Here is a 23709-nt window from a genome sequence, read left to right as displayed (position 1 = left end):
CTGTATAATGAAGAATCTCTAAGTACAAGCTGCGGTAATTGAGAGCACATAATGAGTGAACGTATATTAATCATCGAAGATGATCAACGATTAGCCAACTTAATTCAAGTTTATCTCATTCGGCAAGGATATCTTGTTGAATGGCATAATAGTGGTGCAGGCGCTGAAGAAAAGATTCAACAGCTTAATCCTGATTTAGTTATATTAGATGTGATGTTACCTGAAAAAACAGGTTTTGATATTTGTCGTGATATACGCACATGGTTTACTAACTATATCCTCATAATGACAGCCAGCGAAGATAATATTGATGAAATTGTTGGGCTTGAATTAGGTGCAGATGATTATTTGGCTAAGCCCGTTGAGCCAAGATTACTGCTGGCCCGAATACGAGCCTTATTAAGACGGAAACAGATAGAAACTGATAAAGACAATCATAAAGAATTTGTGTTGCCACAGAATAATAAAACCCTAATATTTGGCAATTTAATCGTAGATGGTGAAAATCGAAAAGTGCTCTTGCAAGAGCAAGAAATTGATTTAACGACAGCCGAGTTTGATCTGTTATGGTTACTTGCTCATAATGCGGGGACAATTCTATCTCGAGATGATATTTTTTCTCAGGTAAGAGGTATCGATTTTGATGGTAGCGATCGGTCTATTGATGCTCGTGTGTCAAGACTTCGTCGTAAATTACTTGATGATCCAGATAATCCATCACGCATCAAAACGGTTCGTGGCAAAGGCTATTTATTTATGCGAGAGGGAGAAAGCCATTGAGTCAGCTCTTAGCTAAACCGCTATTTTTCAATCGCCGAATTGTGTTTTATTTGATCATTTTACTTTTATTGCAAAGTATTATTGCTTATGGTGCTTTATTAGTTTTTGATTCATTACCTTCATCATTAACGGATATACCTGATGATCATGTTGTGTTTCGAGAATCCCAGCGAGGTACGGTAAACCTTATTCGTATGCAGATTAACGAACATAAAGATCGCCCCCTTCAAGAAGTGGTTAGTGAATTACAACCTTATTTTGGTTATCCTATTGAAGTACTGTCAAGTAACACACGGTTACCTGATACTGTACTTAATGAGTTAAAGAAGCTGGATTTTTCTTATGATAGTGACAAAGAGGTTGTTTACATTGATTTAAAAGATGGTCATTTACTTCAATTAGGTCCGATTGTAATGCGGGATATTTTGGAATCAAATACCATGTCATTGACCATTTTTCTTATTATTTGGGCTTTATTTAGTGCCATCATCTTTTTTATTTTAATTTATATGGCGTTTAGTGTCGTTTGGAAGGATCTTGTCAATATTAGGCAAACTGCCGAACAACTTGGGCAAGGTAATTTAAAAGCACGAACCGAAAATGTAAAAGGTTGGTTGTTTAAGCCGCTCGCTAACGTATTAAATAATATGGGCACGCATATTGAACACTTAGTCAGTACCAATCAAACGATTTCCCATGCAATGGCACACGAACTACGCACACCGCTTGCACGAATGCGATTTGAACTTAGTATGCTTGAAGAAGCTAATGACGAGCAAGAAAAACGTCTTTTACAAAAAGGTATGAGTGATGATATTAACGAGCTTGAAACATTAATCAATGCCAGCTTGAATTATTTTAAAATGCAGCAAAGCAATATCGAGCTAAACTTAACGCGTGTAGCACTCAAAGAGTGGGGTGAAAAAGTGTGCCAATCACTGGCTTTATTCAAACCTAAAGAGTTTGAACTAACTTGTAATAGCCAAGATGCATACGCTATGATTGATACCAATTTAGTTGAAACTATTGTAAAAAATCTGTTACTTAATGCGTTTAAATATGCAGCACATAAAGCAGTTTTAAATATTACCAAACATGAAAATCGCGTTATCCTTGAGATCGATGATGATGGCGCTGGCATTCCTTTTGATGCGCGCGAAAAGATTTTTATGCCTTTTGCCAGACTTGATACTAGCCGAACACGTTCAACGGGTGGTTATGGTCTTGGTTTAGCCTATGTAAAATTAATGGCAGAATTTCATGATGGTAAAGCATTTGTAGTAACCAGTCCCCTTGGTGGCGCAAGATTTGTGGTTTCGCTAAAGTCAGGCGATGAATAAAACAATCATTAAAGGTAATTTTTTAGCCAAATCAGTCAGGTATCATGTTGATTTTATTTTGTTTTTTTATTTTGATTTTTTTGATCTAACAATAGTTTTTTTGTTAAAACCAATAGGCTTTTGTGAAAAGCTCATTTTGTCGATGCAAATCGCCTATTTTCCATTTCAGAAACAAGAAAAATTTGTTATATTCGTCAGCTAACATAATACGCAATAACAAAGCAAAAATTCTCAATTTGTTATTAATAAATATATCATCAGAGGTTTTTTATGAGCGGTTCATTACCGACCGAGACAGATAATCGTCCATCTAATTTTATTCGTCAAATTATTGATGCAGATTTAGCAGCAGGAAAATATAAAACAACGCATACCCGTTTTCCGCCAGAACCTAATGGTTATTTACATATTGGCCATGCTAAATCAATTTGTTTAAATTTTGGTATTGCGCAAGACTATCAGGGTAAATGTAACTTACGTTTTGATGACACTAATCCAGCCAAAGAAGATATAGAGTATGTTGAGTCGATTAAACAAGATGTCCGTTGGTTAGGGTTTGAATGGGATGGTGAGATTTGTTACTCATCTGACTATTTTGACAGGCTATATGAATATGCAATTGAACTCATCAATAAAGGACTGGCTTATGTAGATGAACTGTCTGCTGATGAAATTCGTGAATATCGTGGTACTTTAACGCAACCGGGTAAAAATAGCCCTTATCGCGATCGTAGTGTTGAAGAAAATTTAGCACTTTTTATACAAATGAAAGAAGGCAAATTCGCCGAAGGAAAAGCCTGCTTACGTGCTAAAATTGACATGGCCTCGCCATTTATTGTGATGCGTGATCCGGTGTTATACCGTATCAAATTTGCTGAGCATCACCAAACAGGCAACAAGTGGTGCATTTATCCAATGTACGATTTTACCCATTGTATTTCTGATGCCATTGAAAATATTACCCATTCACTGTGTACGCTTGAATTCCAAGACAATCGCCGTTTATATGACTGGGTATTAGACAATATTACGATCGAAGCGCGTCCGCACCAGTATGAGTTTTCAAGATTAAATTTAGAGTATGCTATTACGTCTAAACGTAAGCTAAACCAATTAGTAGCAGAAAACATTGTTGATGGCTGGGATGACCCGCGCATGCCAACGGTATCGGGTTTACGTCGCCGAGGTTATACACCTGCTTCGATCCGTGAATTTTGCCGACGAATTGGGGTGACTAAGCAAGAAAATACTGTTGAAATGAGTACCCTTGAGTTTTGTATTCGTGAAGATCTGAATGAAAACGCACCTCGCGCAATGGCTGTGCTAGATCCAGTTAAAGTTGTGATCGAGAACTTCTCTGACACGATCGACGAAGTGCTTAGCATGCCAAATCACCCAAACCGCCCAGAATTAGGTGCTCGAGAAGTGACATTCACGCGTGAAATTTACATCGACAGAGCTGATTTTAGAGAAGAAGCTAACAAAAACTACAAGCGTTTAGTACTTGGTAAAGAAGTACGTTTGCGTAATGCCTATGTTATTCGTGCTGATCGCGTTGAAAAAGACGCCGAAGGCAACATCCAAACGATCTATTGTAGTTACGACCCTGCAACATTAAATAAAAATCCGGAAGATGGTCGTAAAGTGAAAGGCGTCATTCATTGGGTTTCGGCTAAGTTTGCAAAACCGGCTGAAATTCGTCTGTATGATCGTTTATTTAATACACCAAATCCAGGGGCAGCCGAGGATTTTTTATCAACCATTAATCTTAATTCATTAATTATTAAACAAGGTTTAGTTGAGCCAAGTTTACAACATGCACAAGCCGAATATGCTTACCAATTTGAACGTGAAGGCTACTTTTGTTTAGATAACAAATATGCAACCGAAGATAAATTAGTGTTTAACCGAACAGTGGGCTTAAGAGACAGCTGGAACGAAGCATAATTTAACTCGCCAGTCATTCGCCAACTTAATTCGGCGAATGACGACCGCTTTCAATGATTTAGTTCTTATGTTTAAACAATTTTATTTGTTGATTCAAATAACTCAGTAAATCAGGTATACGGTATTTGCCTGCCATTAATTGCACGTTTTCTGCCGTACTTTCTAACGATATGCCGATTGAAGTCACATATAAAGGATGTTTGATCTGACATCGCATAACTTCAATCAAATATTCGCTATTACCAGAAAAAGGTTTTTATTAACTCCAATAATAGAATTGGTTTTATTTAACGCACTATATACATGCCACCTTAACCCTATTTTACCTTCACCCAAATGCACATAACCATCAATCACGATGTTTTTAATTAGACCTAAATCAAAACTTTATCAAGCAGTGATAGTATGCAAGGTAAATTCCGTTGATAACATTGACCAGCTTGATAGGGGGTAACAGTATCTTGATAATCAACGATTACCTTTTCAATTTCAGATATCGAATGAGTTCAATGATTAAATGAAACGCCGACCAATTCGCCGTGGTTATCCCAAACCATCAATGGTTAATCTATAGCGATTATGACTAATACCGCCTAAGCTACTCATTAATACAGCAACGAATCCTTAATCATGAAGTAGAAATGACACATTGTTTTTTAATGTTTTGATTATATCATATTGATTTATATTAATTATGTTGAGTTAACTGTGGCCTTGATATAATGCATCTAAAATATATCGTAATTGTGTGACATTGAATTGACCGGGTGCCGATGCATTTTTAGCGGCGCCAAAAGTCATTGCTGAGCCAAATGTTGAACCTGCTATACGGCTAACGGCACCAAGACCGGCCATCGACATGGTAACAATGGGTTTGGTGGCGTATTTTTCGTTCATTTCAGTGGTTGCAGAAAGCAAAGTTAACACATCATCAGTGGTTTGTGGCATGACGGCAATTTTAAGAATGTCGGCACCAAGGTCTTGCATCTTTTGTAATCGATAGATGATATCGCTTTTAGCGGGTGTTTTTTCAAAATCATGGTTTGATGCTACAACAAATATCTGATTTTTGTGTGCAACAGCAATTATATCTTTTACGTAATCATCGCCAATAAACAACTCGACATCAATCAGATCGACAAGTCCACTACATGCCATTTCTTTATTTAATTCAATATATGATGTTAAAGGCCAAGGTTTGACGCCGCCTTCATTTACGGTTCTAAAGGTGAATAAAAGCGGTTTATTCGGTAATAAATCGACTATTTTCCTTGCCATCTCTTTGACTGCATTGATATTATCAACGTTCGTAAAGTGATCAACACGCCACTCTAAAACATCAAAATCAATAGATTGTAAAAGCTTAACTTCATCAATTAATTCCGCTTTAGTTTTACCGATAATTGGCACAATAATTTTGGGCGCGCCCGAACCGATCTTAAGTTGTTTGATAGTGACTGTTTTCATTTTATTTCCTGTTAATCGTCGATGCTTTTATTATAGGGTTTCATTTTATAGGTTAGATTAAATAAAACAAAAGAGTAAAACAAGTTGATGTAATGTAATCACACTTAGTTCAACTAATTATTAAAGCCCATTTGTTCTTTCACATATTCAATAGGAGCATCTTCACCTGTCCAAATTTTTATTTGCGCAGCGCCTTGCCATAACATCATGCCTATACCATTTAATGTTTTACAGCCTTGTTTTTCGGCCATTTCGAGTAGTTTTGTTTTACGTGGACTATAAATACAGTCTGTAACAACTAGATCAGGATTTAACATTGTTGGATCAGTAATTAAGCTTTGTCCTTCTAATGGTTTCATCCCGACACCTGTTGCATGACAAAGAACCGCACTCGTTGCAATTTCTTGGCGTAGTTGATCTTTATCGTCCAGATCGATAACACGTACATGGCATTGGGTATGTTGATTCAACTTTTTAGCAACTGCTTCGATCTTGGCATAGCACTCATCTTTTTGGTTAAAGATGGTGATCTCTTTTACACCATCAAGCGCAGCTTGTACCACAATGGCTGTCGCAGCGCCACCTGCACCAAGAATGGTTATTTTTTTTCCTATCACATTAATGTTGGCTTCTTTGAGCATACGCATGTAACCCATTCCGTCAGTGTTATAACCGGTTAAAACCCCATTATCATTTGAAATAGTGTTACATGCTCCACTCAATTCGACAGCTGGTGTTAGCTTATCTAGATATTGGCAGACAAGCTGTTTATTAGGCATAGATATCGCACTACCACGTAAACCCAATGCCCGAATTCCTTTAATTGCATCAGGCAGTTTTTCTTGATCAACTTCAAATGCTAAATAAACATAGGGTACATTCAGTTTAGCATAAATGGTATTTTGCATTTGAGGGGATAAACTATGGCGAATAGGGTAAGCCATTAAACCAATTAATAAAAAATGTCCGTCTATATTATTTCTCATTCACCGCACTCCACAATAGCCTTATTTGCCTATAAAGCTTTCTATTTTTAACCTTCTTTAGCAACACGCGTTTAGTTTTGTATATTAAGAAGAAGTGAGTATACACTATTGATTGCACTTTCAATATCTATCGCCTAAAATAATAAGCTTTGCTTCTCAATTAAGAATCTATTTATGAATACAGTGCTTGATTTGTTCTCGTCAATAAATGCAGTTGTAGTTGCGGTAATTTGTATGTTAATTTTATCTCTTTGCCGTGTTCATGTCGTTATTAGCTTAATTATTGGCGCATTTGTTGGTGGGCTATTTAGCCATTTATCGTTGAAAGAAACCATTGATGCATTCAATACTGGGATCAGCAATGGGGCAAATATTGCGCTTTCTTATGCGATGTTAGGTGCATTTGCAGTGGCAATATCAAAATCTGGCTTACCTGAATTATTGGCAGATAAAGCGATCAAACAGCTTACCTCAAGCGATGCGAAAAAACGCATCAAATGGATTTTAATTATCATTATTGCATTAGTTAGTATTTCTTCACAAAATGTTATCCCTATTCATATTGCCTTTATACCACTTTTAATTCCGCCACTTTTATATGTGATGTCGCGATTACAACTCGATAGAAGGATGATTGCTTGTATTATGACATTTGGTCTAATTACGCCTTATATGTTTTTACCGGTGGGATTTGGGAATATCTTTTTAAATCAAATATTATTAAAAAATATTACTGCATCAGGTATGGATGTGAGCCATGTTAATGTGATGCATGCAATGGCCATTCCAGCATTAGGTATGTTTATGGGTTTATTATGGGCGATCTTTGTCAGTTATCGTAAACCTAGAGAATATAAAATTATTCGAGGCGTAGCGAATTTAGATGCGTTAAACAATGTGAATAAGCGCTCACTGATTGTTTCACTACTGGCCATTGTTCTCTCCTTTACTGTTCAGCTTTATACTGGATCGATGATTTTAGGGGCTTTAATTGGTTTTATTTGCTTTATTGTATCGGGTTCGATTAAATGGGGCGAAGCGGATGGTGTTTTTACTGATGGCATCAAAATGATGGCAATGATCGGTTTTGTGATGATTTCAGCACAAGGCTTTGCCGAAGTATTAAAACAGACTCATGAAATCGAACCACTAGTGATTCATAGCGCGGCTTTATTTGCTGGCAATAAAGTGATTGCTGCTTTTGTTATGATGTTGATTGGATTGATTATTACCTTAGGTATTGGCTCATCATTTTCGACAGTCCCTATTATTGCTGCCGTTTATGTGCCTCTTTGTGTGCAGCTTGGCTTTTCGCCAATTGCAACCGTCTGTTTAATTGGCGCATCTGGTGCAATTGGTGATGCAGGATCGCCGCCATCAGATACCATTTTAGCCACTTCTTCAGGGCTAAATCATGATGGGCAACATGACCACATTCGCGATAGCGTTATCCCAACATTTACCCATTTTAATATTCCGTTATTTATTGCTGGTTGGGTTGGATCATTAATTTTATAATCAGCATATTGTTGAATTTAGGTCACTATCATTATGAATAATCGATCACATCAAAATATTCGAGCTATTTGTGCAAAAGCTATTTTTAATGTGCTAGAAGAAGGGCAATCATTAAGTGCGACATTGATAACTTTAAATTATAAAATAGCCGATAAAGATAAAGCGTTGGTGCAAGAGATCTGTTTTGGTGTGATGCGAGTATTACCAGAACTTAATTTTTATATTCACACCTTAATGAGTAAAGTGTTAACCGGTAAAAATAGAATTTTGCACTATTTATTGTTAGTGGGAATTTATCAGATTCTTTATACCCGAATCCCAGAACATGCCGCAGTTGGCGAAACAGTGAATGCTGTCAACACACTGAAAAAAACACAGCTTAAGGGTGTAATCAATGGCGTATTACGCGAATTTTTACGCCAGCAAATCTCATTACAACAAAAATTTACGCAAGACAGCAAGCAACAAAACCAGCAATCATTACACCCAAATTGGCTGTTAACTCGTCTTAAACAAGCCTATCCACAGCAGTGGCAGGCTATTGTTAATGCTAATAATCAAAAGCCACCCATGTGGTTACGGGTTAATCTTAATCGATATACAGTCACTGAGTACCAACAATTACTTGCTGAGCAACAAATTGAGTCTGACACCTTTGCTGAACTACCTAGTGCACTGCGATTATTGTCGCCAGTCAATGTGACTAAATTACCCTATTTTGATAATGGTGCTGTTACGGTACAAGATCTGTCCGCTCAATATGCCGCTTATTTGTTAGCACCACAAAATGGCGAGCATATTTTGGATATGTGTGCAGCACCTGGTGGTAAAACCACACATATTTTAGAAGTTGCCCCAAAAGCACAAGTTTTAGCTGTTGATATTGATCCTAGTCGAGTTAAGCGCATTCACGAAAACTTAACACGCTTAAATCTACACGCCAAAGTTAAAATTGGTGATGGATTAACCCCAGAACAATGGTGTGAAGGACAACAATTTGATCGCATTTTGCTTGATGCTCCTTGCTCGGCAACAGGCGTTATCCGCCGTCATCCAGATATAAAATGGTTACGCCGAGATAATGATATTGCCCAATTAACTGAGCTACAACATGCAATCTTAACTAATATTTGGTCTTATTTAAAAATTGGTGGTACTTTAGTTTATGCCACTTGTTCAATTCTACCAGACGAAAATAAATTACAAATTGAGCGTTTTTTACAAGAAAACACCAGCGCCAAATTACAAGGTGAACTTAAACAATTTTTACCTATTGAAAATGGTGGTGATGGTTTTTTTTATGCGGTTTTAAAAAAGCATAGTTAATACAACATAAAATATGATGATTTATCAATTATTATAAATCATCATATTGATTTTTATTGGTTATATTTATTTATGATTTCAACTAACTGTTGCCCATGTTGTCGTGCTTTTGTTTTTATTTTAGCTTGCATTTCTTCAATCTCTGGTGAAATACCATATAAAAGTATTGGTGGCAGATATTCCATTTGCGTATATAAAGTTGATACTTTGACGGGCTCTAATAAATTATCCATTAAATCGTTGTGATATTTTTTATAATTTTGTTCTTGTTGTCCTATGGTTAAACTTGGTAATAGTTTTTTACCTTTTAATTTATCGCCTTTGGAGCCATAAGCAAATTGGTAAGTAAATACTTCATCAAACCATATTTTTAATATTGCCGGCATGTTAAACCAATACATTGGATATTGTAAAACGATAAGGTCATGTCTGAGTAATGCGGCTTGCTCCTCTTGTACATTGATTTGATAGTTTGGATAAAGCTTGTGAATATTGCGAATTTCAATATCCTCAACTTTATCTTGTAATGTTTCGATAATTGTTTTATTGGCGATAGACTGTTTAATATTGGGGTGACCTAAAATAATTAATGTCATAATGATACTTTTTTCCTTTTTTGCTGTTAAAATGATAGTTACTCTAATTAGTTTATTTGTAAATAAACTTATAGCAATATCTATCAAACTTGATAGTTAGGTGAATTAATGCAAATAGATGAACAAAGACCATTAAAACGTTATAACAATAAAACTTATTATTGCCCTATTAGTTTGGCAATGGATTTAGTTGGTGGAAAATGGAAAGGGGTAATACTTTATTATTTGCTTTTTGGTGAAAAAAGATTCAGCGAATTGAAAACTATTATTCCTCATATTACCGATATGACATTAAGTATACAACTTAAAAAATTAGAGGAGGATGGGTTAATTACTCGACGCGTTTTTGGTGATAAACCCCCTTTAAAAGTTGTCTATAAATTAACGCCATTTGGCGAAAAATTAGGGCCTGTATTAGAGCAACTTTGTTTATGGGCGTTGAATATTTAAGATTGATATAAGCATCGCGGTGGAATGATTAAAGGTAACCCACGGTTTTATCTATTTTGTCAAAAAGTTTCAGGTAACTATGTGTTTAAGTATAAAAAACTAAAAAAATCACACAATCCTAACTTGGACAATCTTTAGTAGTTGTGATAAATTTTGGGCTTGTTTTATCTTATAAAGATGTTCAGATATGGCTTATACTCTCACCTACAATGATTTACCTGAAAATATCCAACATTGGCAAGGTTTACCGCTGTCATTAAATGGCTGTGAAGTGGTTCCTTTAGATTATAATGCCGGTAAAACAGGCTGGATTATTTATGGTAAAAAGTTAAATAAAACAGTCTTATCAAAATTCCAAGATCAACTTGCTATGCCAATGGTGATTGTTTCATCATGGAAAATCAAAACTTATCAGATTGTTCGTATTGCAGGGGTGATACCTAAAAAAGCTAAATCGATATCATTAGCATTAGGTATTGATGTTGCCCCAATCGATAATTTACCCACGCTACGCTCCCCGGGGTTACTTGTTATGGACATGGACTCAACCGCTATTGGCATTGAATGTATTGATGAACTGGCTAAATTGCATGGTGTCGGGCAGCAAGTTGCGGACGTGACTGAACAAACGATGCGTGGTGAACTTGATTTCACAACGAGTTTGCGCAAACGTGTGGCAACGTTAAAAGGTGCACATCAAGATCTTTTACAGCAAGTAAAAGATAGCTTGCCTCTTACGCCTGGATTGACATTTTTAGTGAAAGAATTGCATAAAAAAAATTGGCATGTTGCTATTGTGTCAGGTGGTTTTACCTATTTTGCTGATCACTTAAAGCAAAAGTTAAAATTAGTTGAAGTTTATGCCAATGCGTTAGAAATTAAACATGGTAAATTAACGGGTAAAGTGACTGGTCAAATTGTTGATGCAAAATATAAAGCAAGGACATTACAACAATTAGCTGCAACACTTAATATCCCCATTGAGCAAACAGTGGCGATTGGTGATGGTGCCAATGATTTAATGATGATTCGTATAGCGGGTTTAGGCGTTGCCTATCGTGGCAAACCCAAAGTAGTTGAAAAGGCACGAATCAGTATTAATTATGCTGATTTAACGGGTTTATGGTGCATTTTATCAACCAGTTTATTAAGTGAAGGTTAGGAGATTAAATTGGCAAAAGCGGTAAAGCGAGCTTATGTTTGTAATGATTGTGGCGCAGACTATCCGCGTTGGCAAGGTCAATGTAGTGCTTGCCATGCTTGGAATACCATAACTGAAGTGAGGCTTGCAAGTACCGCTTCGCGCAATGATAGATTAACCGGTTATGCGGGTAGTGGTGTTGGTCAAGCAAAAATTCAAAAATTATCTGAAATCAGCTTAGAGGCACTGCCAAGATTTTCAACAGGTTTTTCAGAATTTGATCGTGTGCTTGGTGGAGGCGTCGTACCGGGTAGCGCGATTTTAATTGGGGGTAATCCTGGTGCAGGTAAAAGTACGTTGTTACTGCAAACCATGAGTAAGCTATCATCACAAATGAATACACTTTATGTAACAGGTGAAGAGTCACTTCAACAAGTTGCGATGCGTGCACATCGCTTGGGTTTACCGGCTGATAATATCAATATGCTGTCCGAAACAAGCATTGAGCAAATTTGCCTGCTTGCCGAACAGTCACAACCTAAACTTATGGTAATTGACTCTATTCAAGTGATGCACCTTACTGATATCCAATCATCCCCCGGTAGTGTTGCACAAGTTCGCGAAACAGCTGCCTATTTAACGCGGTTTGCTAAAACGAAAGGAATTGCCATTATTATGGTTGGGCATGTAACCAAAGATGGTTCGCTAGCAGGGCCAAAAGTACTTGAGCACTGTATTGACTGTTCAATTTTATTAGATGGTGATGCTGATTCTCGTTTTAGAACGCTACGCAGTCATAAAAATCGCTTTGGGGCGGTGAATGAACTGGGGGTATTTGCGATGACTGAACAAGGTTTAAAAGAGGTTAGTAATCCATCCGCAATCTTTTTAAGCCGTGGCGATGAGATGCTACCGGGTAGTTCGGTCATGGTACTGTGGGAAGGTACCCGACCATTACTGGTTGAAATCCAAGCACTTGTCGATCACTCTATGTATGGTAATCCAAGACGTGTAACCGTTGGATTAGATCAAAATCGACTGGCATTATTGCTTGCGGTATTACACCGGCATGGCGGGTTACAAATGGCCGATCAAGATATTTTTGTTAATGTGGTTGGGGGGGTTAAAGTCACCGAAACTAGTGCGGATTTAGCATTGATAGCGGCGCTGGTATCCAGTTTTCGCAATCGTCCTCTACCACAAGATGTTGTTATATTTGGTGAAATTGGCCTTGGCGGTGAAATTCGACCTGTACCGAGTGGGCAAGAACGCATATCTGAAGCCGCTAAGCATGGTTTTAAAAAAGCAATCGTACCAATCGCTAATATGCCCAAGAAAAAGCCCGAAAATATGCAGATTTTTGCCGTTAAAAAAGTTTCAGAAGCATTAGATATTTTAGGTGATTTTTAAAAATCATCTCAATTATCAATCGTTAAAATTATTCCGCCGAGGTTTATCGGCGGTTAAGATTGGATTTATCTTCGATTAAATTTGCGACGAATGTTATTTTTAATAACAAATTTCATAGCAAGGTTGATAAGCACTTCCTCCCGGCAATTTCATTCGGTCTTGTTGAACAAAACTACGCAATAAATTATCAAGTTGCTGCATAATTCCGATATCTCCTTGTAACTTATATCGACCATGTTCGCCAATTTGCTTCATACCAAACTCTTTCACGTTACCAGCGACAATACCAGAAAATGCACGACGCAAATCTGCGGCTAATAGTTCCACAGGTTGATCACGATGAAGATTTAATGACGCCATATTAGCGTGCGTTGGCTCAAAAGGATGTTGTAGCGATTCATCAATTTTCAGTAGCCAATTAAATCCATAAGCATCGCCGGTTTTTAAGCGTGAAGATTTAACATGTTTAACGCCATCTTTCATAATACGTGCCACTTGTTCGGGCGAGTCGATCACGATTTGGTAAAGCTTGGTTGCCTCATCACCTAATGTGCTCCGAATAAAATTATCTATTGATGCAAAATAGCCTTCGCATTCTTTTGGTCCTGTCAAGATCAGAGGGAGTGATTGATGTTGATTGGCTGGGTTTAATAAAATACCTAGAATATAAAGCAACTCCTCGGCGGTACCCGGCCCACCCGGGAAGATGATAATACCATGCGCCAACCGCACAAAAGCTTCAAGACGTTTTTCGATATCAGGCATAATAATCAGTTCATTGACTAACGCATTAGGCGGTTCCGCTGCAATAATTGATGGTTCGGTCATGCCAATAAAGCGACTGTCTTTATAACGCTGCTGTGCATGACCAACTGCGGCACCTTTCATTGGTGCTTCCATAATACCAGGACCACAACCAGTGCAAATATTAAGTTCTCGCAAACCCAGCTGCATACCCACTTGGCGAGCATAATAATATTCGCTTTCGTTAATGGAATGTCCACCCCAGCAGACAACTAAATTTGGCTCTTCACCTACATGGAGTGAGTTTGCATTACGTAAAATTGAAAAAACAAGGTTTGTAATATAAAACGAATGATCTCTTTCAAATTTGATATTAGAAATAAGCTCTTTAACGGCGCTGATTTGACTATTTAAAAAAAGGATATCGCGTAATACAGCAAACAAGTTAGCTTGGATTGAACGAATAATTCGTCCATCAACAAAAGCGCTTTCCGGAGCATTAATCAATTCTAATTTCACGCCTCGTTCTTTGCTAATAACATTAATTTCAAAAGACTGGAATCTATCTAACAGATCTTTAGTATTATCGGTTTTAGTGCCAGCATTCAAAGTGGCTAATGAACAATTTCTAAATAATTGATAAAGTTCACTATTGGCTGATTTTTTTAAAATATCGACTTCTGCCTGAGCAAGCAAATCCATCGATCCTAATGGGCTAATATGGGTGATCATCACAACCTCTGTTTGACGGTTTTATCAGCAAGACGACTATTATATACTCAAACTGATTAAATAAGTAAATTAGATAAACTCTATTTAAAAAAGGAGGTTTATGATAGAAACTTCTCGTGTTTTGACGGTGTTATTTTAGGAAGGCGTTACCGTTTTAATTGTTCAGTAAACAGGTATTTTATAAAAATTAATTTGTTCATAGTCAAAAAATGAAGCCTATGCTAGACTGAACCAAACTCTGAAGCTCTTTTGCCTAAGTGATATTTCAATTCATAAGGTGGATTAGCCGCGGTATAGCACAGAAATGGCTATGCTTCCCGATTTGGATAAGGTGTTTAATATAATATGCAATTAGTTGATAATTATCAGCGTCGATTTCAATATCTGCGTTTGTCGATTACCGAGCTGTGTAATTTTCAGTGTCAGTACTGTTTACCCAATGGTTATCAACCTAACAAGGCTCATAAATTTCTGTCGCTCAGCGAGATTAATCATGTTGTTGCAACATTTACGGAGCTTGGTGTGCGCAAAATTCGGTTAACAGGTGGCGAACCTACTTTGCGTCGCGATTTTATGGATATTTTGTCGATCATCTCCGCTTACCCAAGTGTAAAAGAACTGGCTATGACGACTAATGGTTCTCGTTTATTAAAAAATATTCACCATTGGCATCAAGCAGGTTTGAATGCGATTAATATTAGTATTGATAGCCTTTCCCCACATTTATTTAAATTAATTACCGGTCAAGATAAGCTTAAAGAATTAATGCAATGTGTGGACAGAGCATTAGAAGTGGGTATAAAAAAAGTCAAAATTAATACTGTCTTGATGAAAAACATAAATGATAATTTAGATGATTATTTGTCATGGATTAAATGTCGACCAGTCGAATTACGTTTTATTGAACTTATGGAAACAGGCGAAAGCTTTGATGTGTTTAATCGTTATCACCAGTCCGGTAGTTTGATTGAAACAAAGCTAATTGCACAGGGTTGGCAATTGCAATCTAGAAATCCGCTATCAGGTCCCGCTAAAGTTTATGTCCATAGCGACTATCAAGGTAAAATTGGACTGATTATGCCGTATTCAAAAGATTTTTGTAAAAGTTGTAATCGATTGCGCGTATCATCCATTGGTCAATTACATTATTGTTTATTTGGTGAGGCTGCAGTTGATTTGCGTGATTTGCTTCAAAGTCCAGCGCAAAAGCAACAATTAATTGCAAGAATCTTTTCTTCGCTAATGATCAAACCAGAAAAACATCTGTTACATGCTCATAATGTTGGTATTACCCCTAATTTATCCAATATTGGTGGATAATTGAATATTTTGCTTTGGCACATTCATCAGTTGCCAATGCTTTATTGCCCAATCTAAAATTTGCTGTTGTGTGGCATCTTGCCAATGTTTTGGCACACATTGCCCTAAAAATTGCAGAGCTTGAACGGTTAATGCTTTAAGATTGTTTAAATCAATCGGGTTTGCATGGTTTTGTTTTGATAGTTTATTGCCGTTGTTATCGAGTACTAGCGGTAAATGGCAGTAGCTTGGCACAGGAAAGCCGAACAGTTGATACAGTGAGATTTGTTTAGCAGTGACTGGTAATAAATCCGCACCTCGCACAATTTCAGTAATGCCTTGCTGATGATCATCTAATACCACCACTAAATTATAGGCAAATAAGCCAGCTTTACGATGAATAATAAAATCTTCTTGTGCGCTAGCTTTTTCAACGGTTTGTAGACCACGAATTTGATCTGCAAATTGAAAAATAGGGTGATTTTGTTTTAAACGAATCGCAAACTGTTGTTTATTATTGATAGATAAATGCCGTTCACGACAAAAACCATCATAAATACCATTTGCCAGACTTTGAATTCGCTGTCTAGTACAATCACAATAATAGGCTTGTTGATTATCGATTAGCGTTTGTAAAATAGCTTGGTAACGTTCGTTGCACGATGATTGGTATAAAACCGCATCATCCCAATATAAATTTAGTGCTTCAAGCGTTTTTAATATCAGTGATGATGCCCCTTTGACTTCTCGTGGTGGGTCGATATCTTCAATACGAACCAGCCATTTACCGAGGCAAGATTTAGCTTGGAGATAACTCCCAAGCGCTGTAACCAACGAACCAAAATGTAATGGTCCTGATGGTGAAGGGGCAAAACGACCGATGTAATGCATAGGTCTAATTTGAGAATGATAGATGAAACTGGCGTTACATGCCCATCTGTTTTTCGCGCAGTTCCGCAAGCGTTTTACAATCGATACATAAATCTGCTGTTGGTCTTGCTTCTAAGCGTCGGATACCAATTTCAACACCACAAGATTCACAATAACCAAAATCGTCTGATTCGATTTTCTTTAACGTTTTTTCAATTTTTTTAATCAGTCTTCTTTCTCTATCTCGAGCGCGTAATTCAAGGCTGAATTCTTCTTCTTGCGTTGCTCGGTCAGCTGGATCTGGAAAATTCGCTGCTTCATCTTGCATGTGGGTAACTGTTTTGCCCATTTCACCTTGTAGTTGAGCAAGCCAGGCTTCTAAAATAAGTTTAAAATGTTTCAATTGCTTAGGGTTCATGTACTCCTCGCCTTGTGCCTCTTTATATGGCTCAAGCCCAGCAATTGAAAGCAGGCTAAGAGAAGATGTATTTACTTTTTGTTCCTTTTTCACAGCAATCCCCTTAAGTACAGATTATTTGAAAGCGCTAAACTATAACAATAATTCAGCCATTGGCAAAATTTTTTTATCATTTTTTTTTACTTTAGATAAAAAAATAATGTAACCGATTGTTATTGATAAAAATAATTAAATATTCCACATTTTCAAATCATTTTTGGGACATTTAGCAACTAAATCTTTTAACTTATCGTTGTCAGGTAAAATAAGATTAGGGGCAATATCAAATAAAGGGTAGAGTACAAACTCCCTATTTTTCATATGATAATGAGGGATAGTGAGTCTTTCACTATTAATGACTAAATCATCATAAAGTAAAATATCCAGATCCAAGGTTCTTGCTCCCCAACGGTTGTCTTTGCGTACCCGACCTTGCGCTTTTTCAATGGTTTGCAGTTCATCCAGCAGGGCGATTGGCGATAGATTTGTCGTCAATTTAATGACGGCATTAAGATAATCATTTTGATCTTGTGGACCAAGTGGCTTACTGCGATAAAAAGGAGAAATATCCATAACAGTCGTGTTAGGTAGCTGCTTTAATGCCGCAATTGCACGATTGGCTTGCGCCAATGGATCTTCAAGGTTACTGCCTAAGGCGATATAACAAGTTGACATAATGAGATGTTAAATTTTTGATTTGATTGTTTTTGTTGAAACCATTTTAACATATAAAATAATCGCTCCAAATGATTATATTAATGACTAACGCATTATGATTTTGGGTTATTAGAATATAACTACATAGTCTTTAACTTATAGCTAATGATAGGTTATTTTAGTTATCTCGAAGTAAACTAATTTTCCTAATCGCTTATCGTATTTGCTTAGTTTGAGAGTTTTGCATGAATTTAGGTCAACAGTTAAGTTTTTTAATCCAAAATACGCCAATAATCAGTGACCCACAAGTTATCAATTGTGCTATCAATGGGGTAACGGATTATTTTGCTTGCGCTTTACAAGCTTGCCATGAAGATGATGTTTATAAATTGCTAGCATGGATAGCGGATGAAGGTGGAAATGCGAGAGCTTGGTTAATTGGCCAAAAAAAGTTGGCTAGCGCAAGGCAAGCAGCACTTTTTAATGGCTTTCAAGCGCATTGTTTAGATTATGATGATGTACATTCAGATGTTCGAGGTCACCCATCTGCCGTTATTTTATCCGCACTCATTGCAAGTGTTCGATTCGATAAGACTGAGCAAAAGATTGATGGTCGACGTTTTTTAACGGCTTATGTGATTGGTATTGAAGTGATGGCTTTATTGGGGCAAAGCGTCAATCCACAGCATTATGAACAAGGTTGGCATACAACCATGACTTTAGGCGGGATTGCTGCAACAGCAGCTATTTGTTATCTCTATGATGAACCTTTTTTATCACAAGCATTAACGTTAGCTGCGACTCAAGCATCGGGAATGCGTTTGTTAATGGGTACGCCGATTAAGTTTTTGCATGCTGGGCTCGCAGCTGAGCATGCCATACAATCGGTTGAATGGTTAAGAGCGGGTATACATGCTGATCAGGATTTTTTAGATGATAAATTAGGTTTTTTGGCTATTTATGGGCAAGGTAATACGCATTTTGATTTAAGTCGTTGGGGCAAAACTTGGAAGATTGTTGATCCCGGATTATGGTTTAAAAATTATTCTTATTGTTCGGCTGCAGCTTATATTGCTGATGCGGGGCAATTGCTTTATCGAAATGCTAACTTTAGTGTTGATAAGATTGAGCGTATTACTATCTTTTTTTCTCCACCACAAAGTGATGCCGCGTTAATTTATCAAACGCCTTTGCTTGCTGAACAAGGGCGTTTTTCGGCTGAGTATGTTTTAGCATTAACCCTTTTAGGATTGCCACTTAGTTTTGAACAGTTTTCTGTAAAACCAATTTCAAATGGCATAAAACAATTGATGCAGAAGATGAAACGTAGCTATCAAATACAACTTATACCCCATCCACAGGCGTATAATAAACGTTATGTTGTTGTTGAAATTCTTAATCGCACCGGCGAAAAGTTGATCCAACGAATTGATATGCCAAAAGGTTCGCCAAAAAATCCATACAGTCAGCGCGAATTATCATTGAAGCTGGTCAAAGCCGTAGGCGACCAAAAGACAACGGATAATTTATTGAAAGATATTCGTGCGCTTGCGATCGATTTAGATTTGCATACATTTTTATTGTCACATCTATTTACGCTTTAACAATTAAAAATTAATTTTATGGTTAAGTCAGTTTTTTATCGTTAAATTTCAAAATCAATTTCATCAGTCAATTGGCGTAAAAAACGTTGTGTTATTTCATTTTGTGGATTATCAATTATTGATTTTGCAGGCCCTTCTTCAACAATTACGCCATCTGCCATAAAGATAACTCGGTCTGCAACATACTTAGCAAATTCCATTTCGTGGGTCACGATAATCATTGTGATATGTTGTTTGGCTAGCTGTAGCATGACTTGTAATACTTCGTGTACACGCTCGGGATCGAGTGCGGATGTTGGTTCATCAAATAATAATACTTTGGGTCTGACCGCAAGTGCTCTTGCGATAGCAACACGCTGTTGCTGACCACCAGATAAGGTGATGGGATATTGTGTGGCGTAGGATAACATACCAACGCGTTCTAATAATGCTAGGCCAAGTTGTTCGGCCTCTTTTTTATCTTTCTTTTGTCCAACAATTAATGGATAGGTGATATTTTCTAATGCGGTTTTATTTTTAAATAAGTTGTAGTGTTGAAAGACCATTGCAGATTGCTTGCGTAAATGGGTTTCTTCTTTATGACTATAATGTTTAGCATCTAGCATCGCTGTGCCAATTTGAATGGTACCGTTGTTCGGTTTTTCTAATAAATTTAAACAACGTAATAAGGTCGATTTACCTGATCCCGAAGGTCCAATAATTGCGACCACCTCGCCTTGTTTGATGTTTAGGTTGATCTCTTTTAAGACTTCATTATTAGCAAAGCGTTTAGATAAATGTGATACCGTAATCATAACACTTCTCCTTAACGATGATAAGGTACAGTGAGTTTCTGTTCTAACTGTTTTTGTATCCAAGAATAGATAACTACAGTCAACCAGTAAACAATGCCTACAGCTAAATAGGTTTCAAAGTAGAGCAATGAGTTAGCGGTTAACATTTTTCCGGCTGCTAATAGTTCTTGCACGCCAACAAAAAAGGCGACAGACGAATCTTTAAGCAATGAGATGAACATATTACCGGTGTTGGGTAAGGCACTAACCATGGCTTGAGGCAGTATAATACCGCGATAAACTTGTATTTTACTTAATCCTACTGTTAGTCCCGCTTCTTTCTGCCCGTGATCAACGGACTCTAGACTTGCTCGGAAAATTTCGGCTAAATAGGATGAATATTTTAAACTAAAGCAGATAATGGCTGCCGTTGTTGCCCCCATTTGTTTTAAAACAGGAAAAATCTGCGGTAATCCGTAATAAATAATAAACAGTAAAACAACGGATGGTATTCCTCGAAACAGAGATATAAATAGTGCAAAAAGAGTATCGATAATGATTATTTTATTGCTACGCAATAATGCAATCGCTAGCCCTAATATAATGGCAAACATAATCGATACGATGGTAATAAAAAGGGTAACCGGCAGATAAGGCAATATCTGCGGAAACACACTTAAAAAATAGTTTACATTAAAATTCATAAGGTAATATCTTCGCCAAAATATTTAATTGCCAGATTTTTCAATGTGCCATTAGTGCGTAACTTTTCGATGGCTTGATTGAATTTTTCACGCAGTGCTTGTCCTTTTTCATCTTTACTAAATGGAAATGCGACTTGCTCAATAGTAATGGGGTCACCGACTAATTTGAACGGTAGATTTTTACGCTTAATTTCAGCCAGTAATATCGGTTTTGAATTGACATAACCATCAACGCGTTGATACTCTGTGTCATATATTGCGCCATCTCGCGTTTCATAGGTCTTGATGGTGATTTCATTGTTAGGAAAGGCTTTTTTTAGATTGTTTATATGATTTGAGCCTAGCACACCCGCAATAGTTTTGCCTTTAAAATCAGTTAATTGATTGATATCATTGTTATCTTTGTGAGTCACAATTTGGCTACCATAAAAGCTATAGGTGTTCGAAAAATCATATTTGGCTTGACGAGCAGGTGTAATTGCAACCGCATTGGCAATAGTATCTAATCGTCCGGTATCAAATTGTCCCATCAATCCACCAAATTCCGCAATGACCCATTCGACTTTATAGCCTAATTCTTTGGCAATCGCTTCGGTAACCTCAACATCAAATCCGACTAAATTGCCATCTTGTTCATAACCGTTTGGGTAGCTCTGTCCTGTAGAACCCACTTTAATAATATTTTGCTCTATGGCTTGATGGTTGGATTGATTATCGCAACCCATTAAGGTTAGGCTAGTTAATAAAAGTGCGGATAGTAACGAGGTTATTTTTTTCATTGTTGATTACTCCTTTTTTTCCATTCGGTGTAGCTTTTATGATTTAAGATTTTTTCAAAATAGAGCGTGGTATGATCGGGTGTTAAATCCGCTTGCCCTATTTTTTTATAACCTTTATTCATATACGTTTGGGCAAGCCATGGATGATTTGCGGCAGTGCCTAACGTGACAGCGGGTAACTTTAGTTGGTTAATTAAAATTTGCTGTTCAACAAAATCCCATAATACATTACCATAGCCTTGACCTTTATAACGTGGATCGGTTGCAAACCAACCTAAATGGGGTAACCCATAAGGTCCTGGGTTATTGCCCCACGGAAAGCGAATGCTTAAGGTTGATAGTAGCTCATCATCTTTTTCAAATAGATACACGGCATTCGATGCAATATGCTCAGCAATCTGCGGTTGCATGACTGTCGCTGCGGCAAAATGAATGCCTAATTCAGTTGTGGCTTGATAAGCACTATGCAGTAGTGCCTGATAAGCTGGAATATCTTTATCAGTCATTAAGCGAAAGCTCATGCTAATACTCCACACTGTTGAGCATATTGAATGACTTGTGCTACTTTTTCAGGAGCAGAGCCAAGATAGTTAATTGGATCTAACCAAGTATCAAGTTCCGATTCGGTCAATATTTGGTTCAAGCTTGGATCTTCTAATAATATCTCTTTAAATGGTCGATTTTGTTCAAACGCTTTCATAGCGCTTTGATAAACCAGCTGATGAGCGGTTTGTTTGCCTAATCGCTTACCGATTTCGAACATCACTTTTTCTGATAACAGCAAGCCATTTTGCAGTGATAAATTGGCCAACATCCGATCAGCATTGACTTTAAGACCTTTAAGCACGGCAAGGGCTGTTTGCAATTGCGCTGAAATGTAAAGGTTAATTTCGGGTAGTGCGATCCATTCGGCACGCCAACTCATGGCATCGCGTTCATGTTCAACTTGCATTGATTCGTGAATTAACGCGACGCTTTTTAAAAGTGGAGCCGTCAAACTGGCTAAACCTTCTAATGCTGCTGGGTTGCGTTTATGTGGCATGGTGGTTGAGCCAATTTTTCCTGCCGAGAAAGGTTCTTCGACTTCGTTAATCTCAGTACGCATCAAGTTATAAAATTCATTACCTATTTTGCCTAATGTGCCACTGATTAGTGCGATGACTGATGCATATTCAGAAAAACGATCACGAGCTGCTTGCCAACCAATATTAGGGGTATTTAGTCCGAGTAACATTAACGCTCGCGATTCTACTTGTGGTCCTAGCTTGCCCATTGATGCATAAGTACAAATTGCGCCACTAATATTACCGACTAATACCCGTTGTTTGATTTCGCTTAAACGTTGTAAGTGCCGAATAAATTCATCTAACCATACCGCAAGTTTAAAACCAAAGGTTGTGGGAAGTGCTTGCATGCCATGTGTACGCCCAACCATGGGTAAATATTGATACTGTTTGGCTAAACGTTTTAGTTCGAGTGCCACTTGTTTACTATCGCGTTCAATGACTTCAAATGATTGTTTTAATTGTAAAACAGTTGCGGTATCGACAATATCTTGTGTGGTCGCTCCGTAATGAATATATTGACCGGCATCACCGACTTGTTTTTGTAGTGCGTTAATGGTCGACATTAACGAGTGTTTGGCTTTTGCTGCTTCTTCGGCAATGTGTTCAATTGATAGTTTAGATGCATCGGCTTTGGCTATGATTGCATTGGCTGCTTCGGTTGGAATAACGCCTAGCTCGCCTTCTGCTTTAGCTAAAGCGACTTCGACCTCTACTTGTTTTTGCAAGCGATTTTGCTCTGACCAGATCGATCTCATTTCGCTTGTACCAAAGTTATTGCCTAAAATTAAAAAATCTAAAATATGTGACGCCACCAAACTATCCTCAATCATGGTTATTATCCGGTTAAATAATTATTCGTAATTATTGGGAGATCGTCTAATAATCTGTTTGTCTATGGATATAACTAATTGGAATAAAAGATTAATAGAAATGGGCAATTTGAGTGATTTAAGTCATAATCAGAATACTTTTTGAGTGGAGGGGAGGCGCTAAACAAGTTCATCTCTTTGCAAAAATCGTTCAGAAAACCAATTGATTTTATTTGATTTTTTTTGCTTCATG

The 23709-nt window shown here is 37.3% G+C and carries 23 protein-coding genes and 1 riboswitch; of the genes, 10 read left to right on the top strand and 13 right to left on the bottom strand.

All coding sequences use genetic code 11. The annotated features are described in order from the left end of the window. Positions 1–51: 51 nt before the first annotated feature. The 3 genes from A9G23_RS05280 (at position 52) to glnS (ending at position 4067) form a co-directional block, all read left to right on the top strand. On the top strand, positions 52–780 hold the full coding sequence (locus tag A9G23_RS05280; RefSeq protein WP_065586620.1) for a winged helix-turn-helix domain-containing protein: 729 nt from the start codon (positions 52–54) through the stop codon (positions 778–780). After that, positions 777–2120: an ATP-binding protein gene (locus A9G23_RS05275; RefSeq protein ID WP_065586619.1), complete on the top strand. Its 1344-nt coding sequence runs from the start codon at positions 777–779 to the stop codon at positions 2118–2120. The genes A9G23_RS05280 and A9G23_RS05275 overlap by 4 nt, the downstream gene beginning before the upstream one ends. A gap of 270 nt (positions 2121–2390) precedes the next feature. After that, a complete protein-coding gene (gene glnS / locus A9G23_RS05265; RefSeq protein ID WP_065586617.1) occupies positions 2391–4067 on the top strand; it encodes a glutamine--tRNA ligase in 1677 nt (558 codons plus the stop codon). A gap of 58 nt (positions 4068–4125) precedes the next feature. On the opposite strand, the gene A9G23_RS11365 is transcribed toward glnS, so the two are convergent. The 3 genes from A9G23_RS11365 to A9G23_RS05255 form a co-directional block, all read right to left on the bottom strand. Further along, entirely contained in the window at positions 4126–4284 is a 159-nt protein-coding gene (locus A9G23_RS11365) for an endonuclease V (RefSeq protein ID WP_141669986.1), read from the bottom strand. A 485-nt stretch (positions 4285–4769) separates the two neighbouring features. After that, complete coding sequence (aroD, locus tag A9G23_RS05260; RefSeq protein ID WP_065586616.1) at positions 4770–5534, bottom strand: type I 3-dehydroquinate dehydratase; 765 nt, start codon at positions 5532–5534, stop codon at positions 4770–4772. A gap of 113 nt (positions 5535–5647) precedes the next feature. Continuing rightward, positions 5648–6520, bottom strand: a complete 873-nt coding sequence (locus A9G23_RS05255; RefSeq protein ID WP_065586615.1) for a shikimate dehydrogenase — start codon at positions 6518–6520, stop codon at positions 5648–5650. A gap of 174 nt (positions 6521–6694) precedes the next feature. On the opposite strand from A9G23_RS05255, the gene A9G23_RS05250 reads away from it, so the two are divergent. After that, positions 6695–8038 carry a Na+/H+ antiporter family protein gene (locus A9G23_RS05250; RefSeq protein ID WP_065586614.1) on the top strand — a complete coding sequence of 448 codons (1344 nt, stop codon included), beginning with the start codon at positions 6695–6697 and terminating at the stop codon, positions 8036–8038. Between the two features lie 33 nt (positions 8039–8071). Beyond that, entirely contained in the window at positions 8072–9364 is a 1293-nt protein-coding gene (gene rsmB / locus A9G23_RS05245) for a 16S rRNA (cytosine(967)-C(5))-methyltransferase RsmB (RefSeq protein WP_065586613.1), read from the top strand. A gap of 53 nt (positions 9365–9417) precedes the next feature. On the opposite strand, the gene A9G23_RS05240 is transcribed toward rsmB, so the two are convergent. Then, complete coding sequence (locus tag A9G23_RS05240; RefSeq protein WP_065567395.1) at positions 9418–9960, bottom strand: NAD(P)H-dependent oxidoreductase; 543 nt, start codon at positions 9958–9960, stop codon at positions 9418–9420. Positions 9961–10068: 108 nt separating this feature from the next. On the opposite strand from A9G23_RS05240, the gene A9G23_RS05235 reads away from it, so the two are divergent. The 3 genes from A9G23_RS05235 (at position 10069) to radA (ending at position 12961) form a co-directional block, all read left to right on the top strand. After that, a complete protein-coding gene (locus A9G23_RS05235; RefSeq protein ID WP_065586612.1) occupies positions 10069–10410 on the top strand; it encodes a winged helix-turn-helix transcriptional regulator in 342 nt (113 codons plus the stop codon). A gap of 187 nt (positions 10411–10597) precedes the next feature. After that, positions 10598–11572 (top strand): phosphoserine phosphatase, encoded by a 975-nt coding sequence (serB, locus tag A9G23_RS05230; RefSeq protein WP_065586611.1) that lies wholly within the window; start codon positions 10598–10600, stop codon positions 11570–11572. 9 nt (positions 11573–11581) lie between these two features. Beyond that, positions 11582–12961, top strand: coding sequence for a DNA repair protein RadA (gene radA / locus A9G23_RS05225; protein WP_065586610.1), 1380 nt, complete (start codon positions 11582–11584; stop codon positions 12959–12961). A 99-nt stretch (positions 12962–13060) separates the two neighbouring features. On the opposite strand, the gene ppnN is transcribed toward radA, so the two are convergent. Next, positions 13061–14437 carry a nucleotide 5'-monophosphate nucleosidase PpnN gene (gene ppnN / locus A9G23_RS05220; RefSeq protein ID WP_065586609.1) on the bottom strand — a complete coding sequence of 459 codons (1377 nt, stop codon included), beginning with the start codon at positions 14435–14437 and terminating at the stop codon, positions 13061–13063. A 224-nt stretch (positions 14438–14661) separates the two neighbouring features. Next, positions 14662–14787, top strand: a riboswitch (molybdenum cofactor riboswitch). Here ppnN and moaA point away from each other — a divergent pair. Further along, a complete protein-coding gene (gene moaA / locus A9G23_RS05215) occupies positions 14783–15757 on the top strand; it encodes a GTP 3',8-cyclase MoaA (protein ID WP_065586608.1) in 975 nt (324 codons plus the stop codon). It overlaps the preceding riboswitch by 5 nt. Here the strand turns inward: moaA and gluQRS are convergent. The 3 genes from gluQRS to folK all read right to left on the bottom strand — a co-directional run bounded on the left by gluQRS (position 15737) and on the right by folK (position 17738). Further along, on the bottom strand, positions 15737–16636 hold the full coding sequence (gene gluQRS / locus A9G23_RS05210; RefSeq protein ID WP_176700240.1) for a tRNA glutamyl-Q(34) synthetase GluQRS: 900 nt from the start codon (positions 16634–16636) through the stop codon (positions 15737–15739). The two genes, moaA and gluQRS, sit on opposite strands and share 21 nt — an antisense overlap. Before the next feature lie 25 nt (positions 16637–16661). Further along, the gene (dksA, locus tag A9G23_RS05205) at positions 16662–17117 is read right to left on the bottom strand and encodes an RNA polymerase-binding protein DksA (protein WP_065586606.1); all 456 of its coding nucleotides are present in this window, start codon (positions 17115–17117) and stop codon (positions 16662–16664) included. A 135-nt stretch (positions 17118–17252) separates the two neighbouring features. Beyond that, positions 17253–17738 (bottom strand): 2-amino-4-hydroxy-6-hydroxymethyldihydropteridine diphosphokinase, encoded by a 486-nt coding sequence (gene folK, locus A9G23_RS05200; RefSeq protein ID WP_065586605.1) that lies wholly within the window; start codon positions 17736–17738, stop codon positions 17253–17255. 227 nt (positions 17739–17965) lie between these two features. Here folK and A9G23_RS05195 point away from each other — a divergent pair, with 227 nt between their 5' ends. Beyond that, a complete protein-coding gene (locus A9G23_RS05195) occupies positions 17966–19324 on the top strand; it encodes an MmgE/PrpD family protein (RefSeq protein ID WP_065586604.1) in 1359 nt (452 codons plus the stop codon). 41 nt (positions 19325–19365) lie between these two features. On the opposite strand, the gene A9G23_RS05190 is transcribed toward A9G23_RS05195, so the two are convergent. The 5 genes from A9G23_RS05190 to purB are packed head-to-tail and all read right to left on the bottom strand — an operon-like array spanning position 19366 to position 23459. Continuing rightward, positions 19366–20118 carry an amino acid ABC transporter ATP-binding protein gene (locus tag A9G23_RS05190; RefSeq protein WP_065586603.1) on the bottom strand — a complete coding sequence of 251 codons (753 nt, stop codon included), beginning with the start codon at positions 20116–20118 and terminating at the stop codon, positions 19366–19368. Between the two features lie 11 nt (positions 20119–20129). After that, the gene (locus tag A9G23_RS05185; RefSeq protein ID WP_065586602.1) at positions 20130–20801 is read right to left on the bottom strand and encodes an amino acid ABC transporter permease; all 672 of its coding nucleotides are present in this window, start codon (positions 20799–20801) and stop codon (positions 20130–20132) included. Further along, on the bottom strand, positions 20798–21580 hold the full coding sequence (locus A9G23_RS05180; RefSeq protein ID WP_065586601.1) for an amino acid ABC transporter substrate-binding protein: 783 nt from the start codon (positions 21578–21580) through the stop codon (positions 20798–20800). The genes A9G23_RS05185 and A9G23_RS05180 overlap by 4 nt, the downstream gene beginning before the upstream one ends. Then, complete coding sequence (locus A9G23_RS05175) at positions 21577–22101, bottom strand: GNAT family N-acetyltransferase (RefSeq protein WP_141669985.1); 525 nt, start codon at positions 22099–22101, stop codon at positions 21577–21579. The genes A9G23_RS05180 and A9G23_RS05175 overlap by 4 nt, the downstream gene beginning before the upstream one ends. Further along, positions 22098–23459 (bottom strand): adenylosuccinate lyase, encoded by a 1362-nt coding sequence (purB, locus tag A9G23_RS05170; RefSeq protein ID WP_065587032.1) that lies wholly within the window; start codon positions 23457–23459, stop codon positions 22098–22100. The genes A9G23_RS05175 and purB overlap by 4 nt, the downstream gene beginning before the upstream one ends. Positions 23460–23709: the final 250 nt, after the last annotated feature.

The organism is Gilliamella sp. App4-10, assembly GCF_001690495.1.
GTDB lineage: Bacteria > Pseudomonadota > Gammaproteobacteria > Enterobacterales > Orbaceae > Gilliamella > Gilliamella apicola_G.
This window is presented reverse-complemented; position numbering and strand designations above follow the sequence as displayed.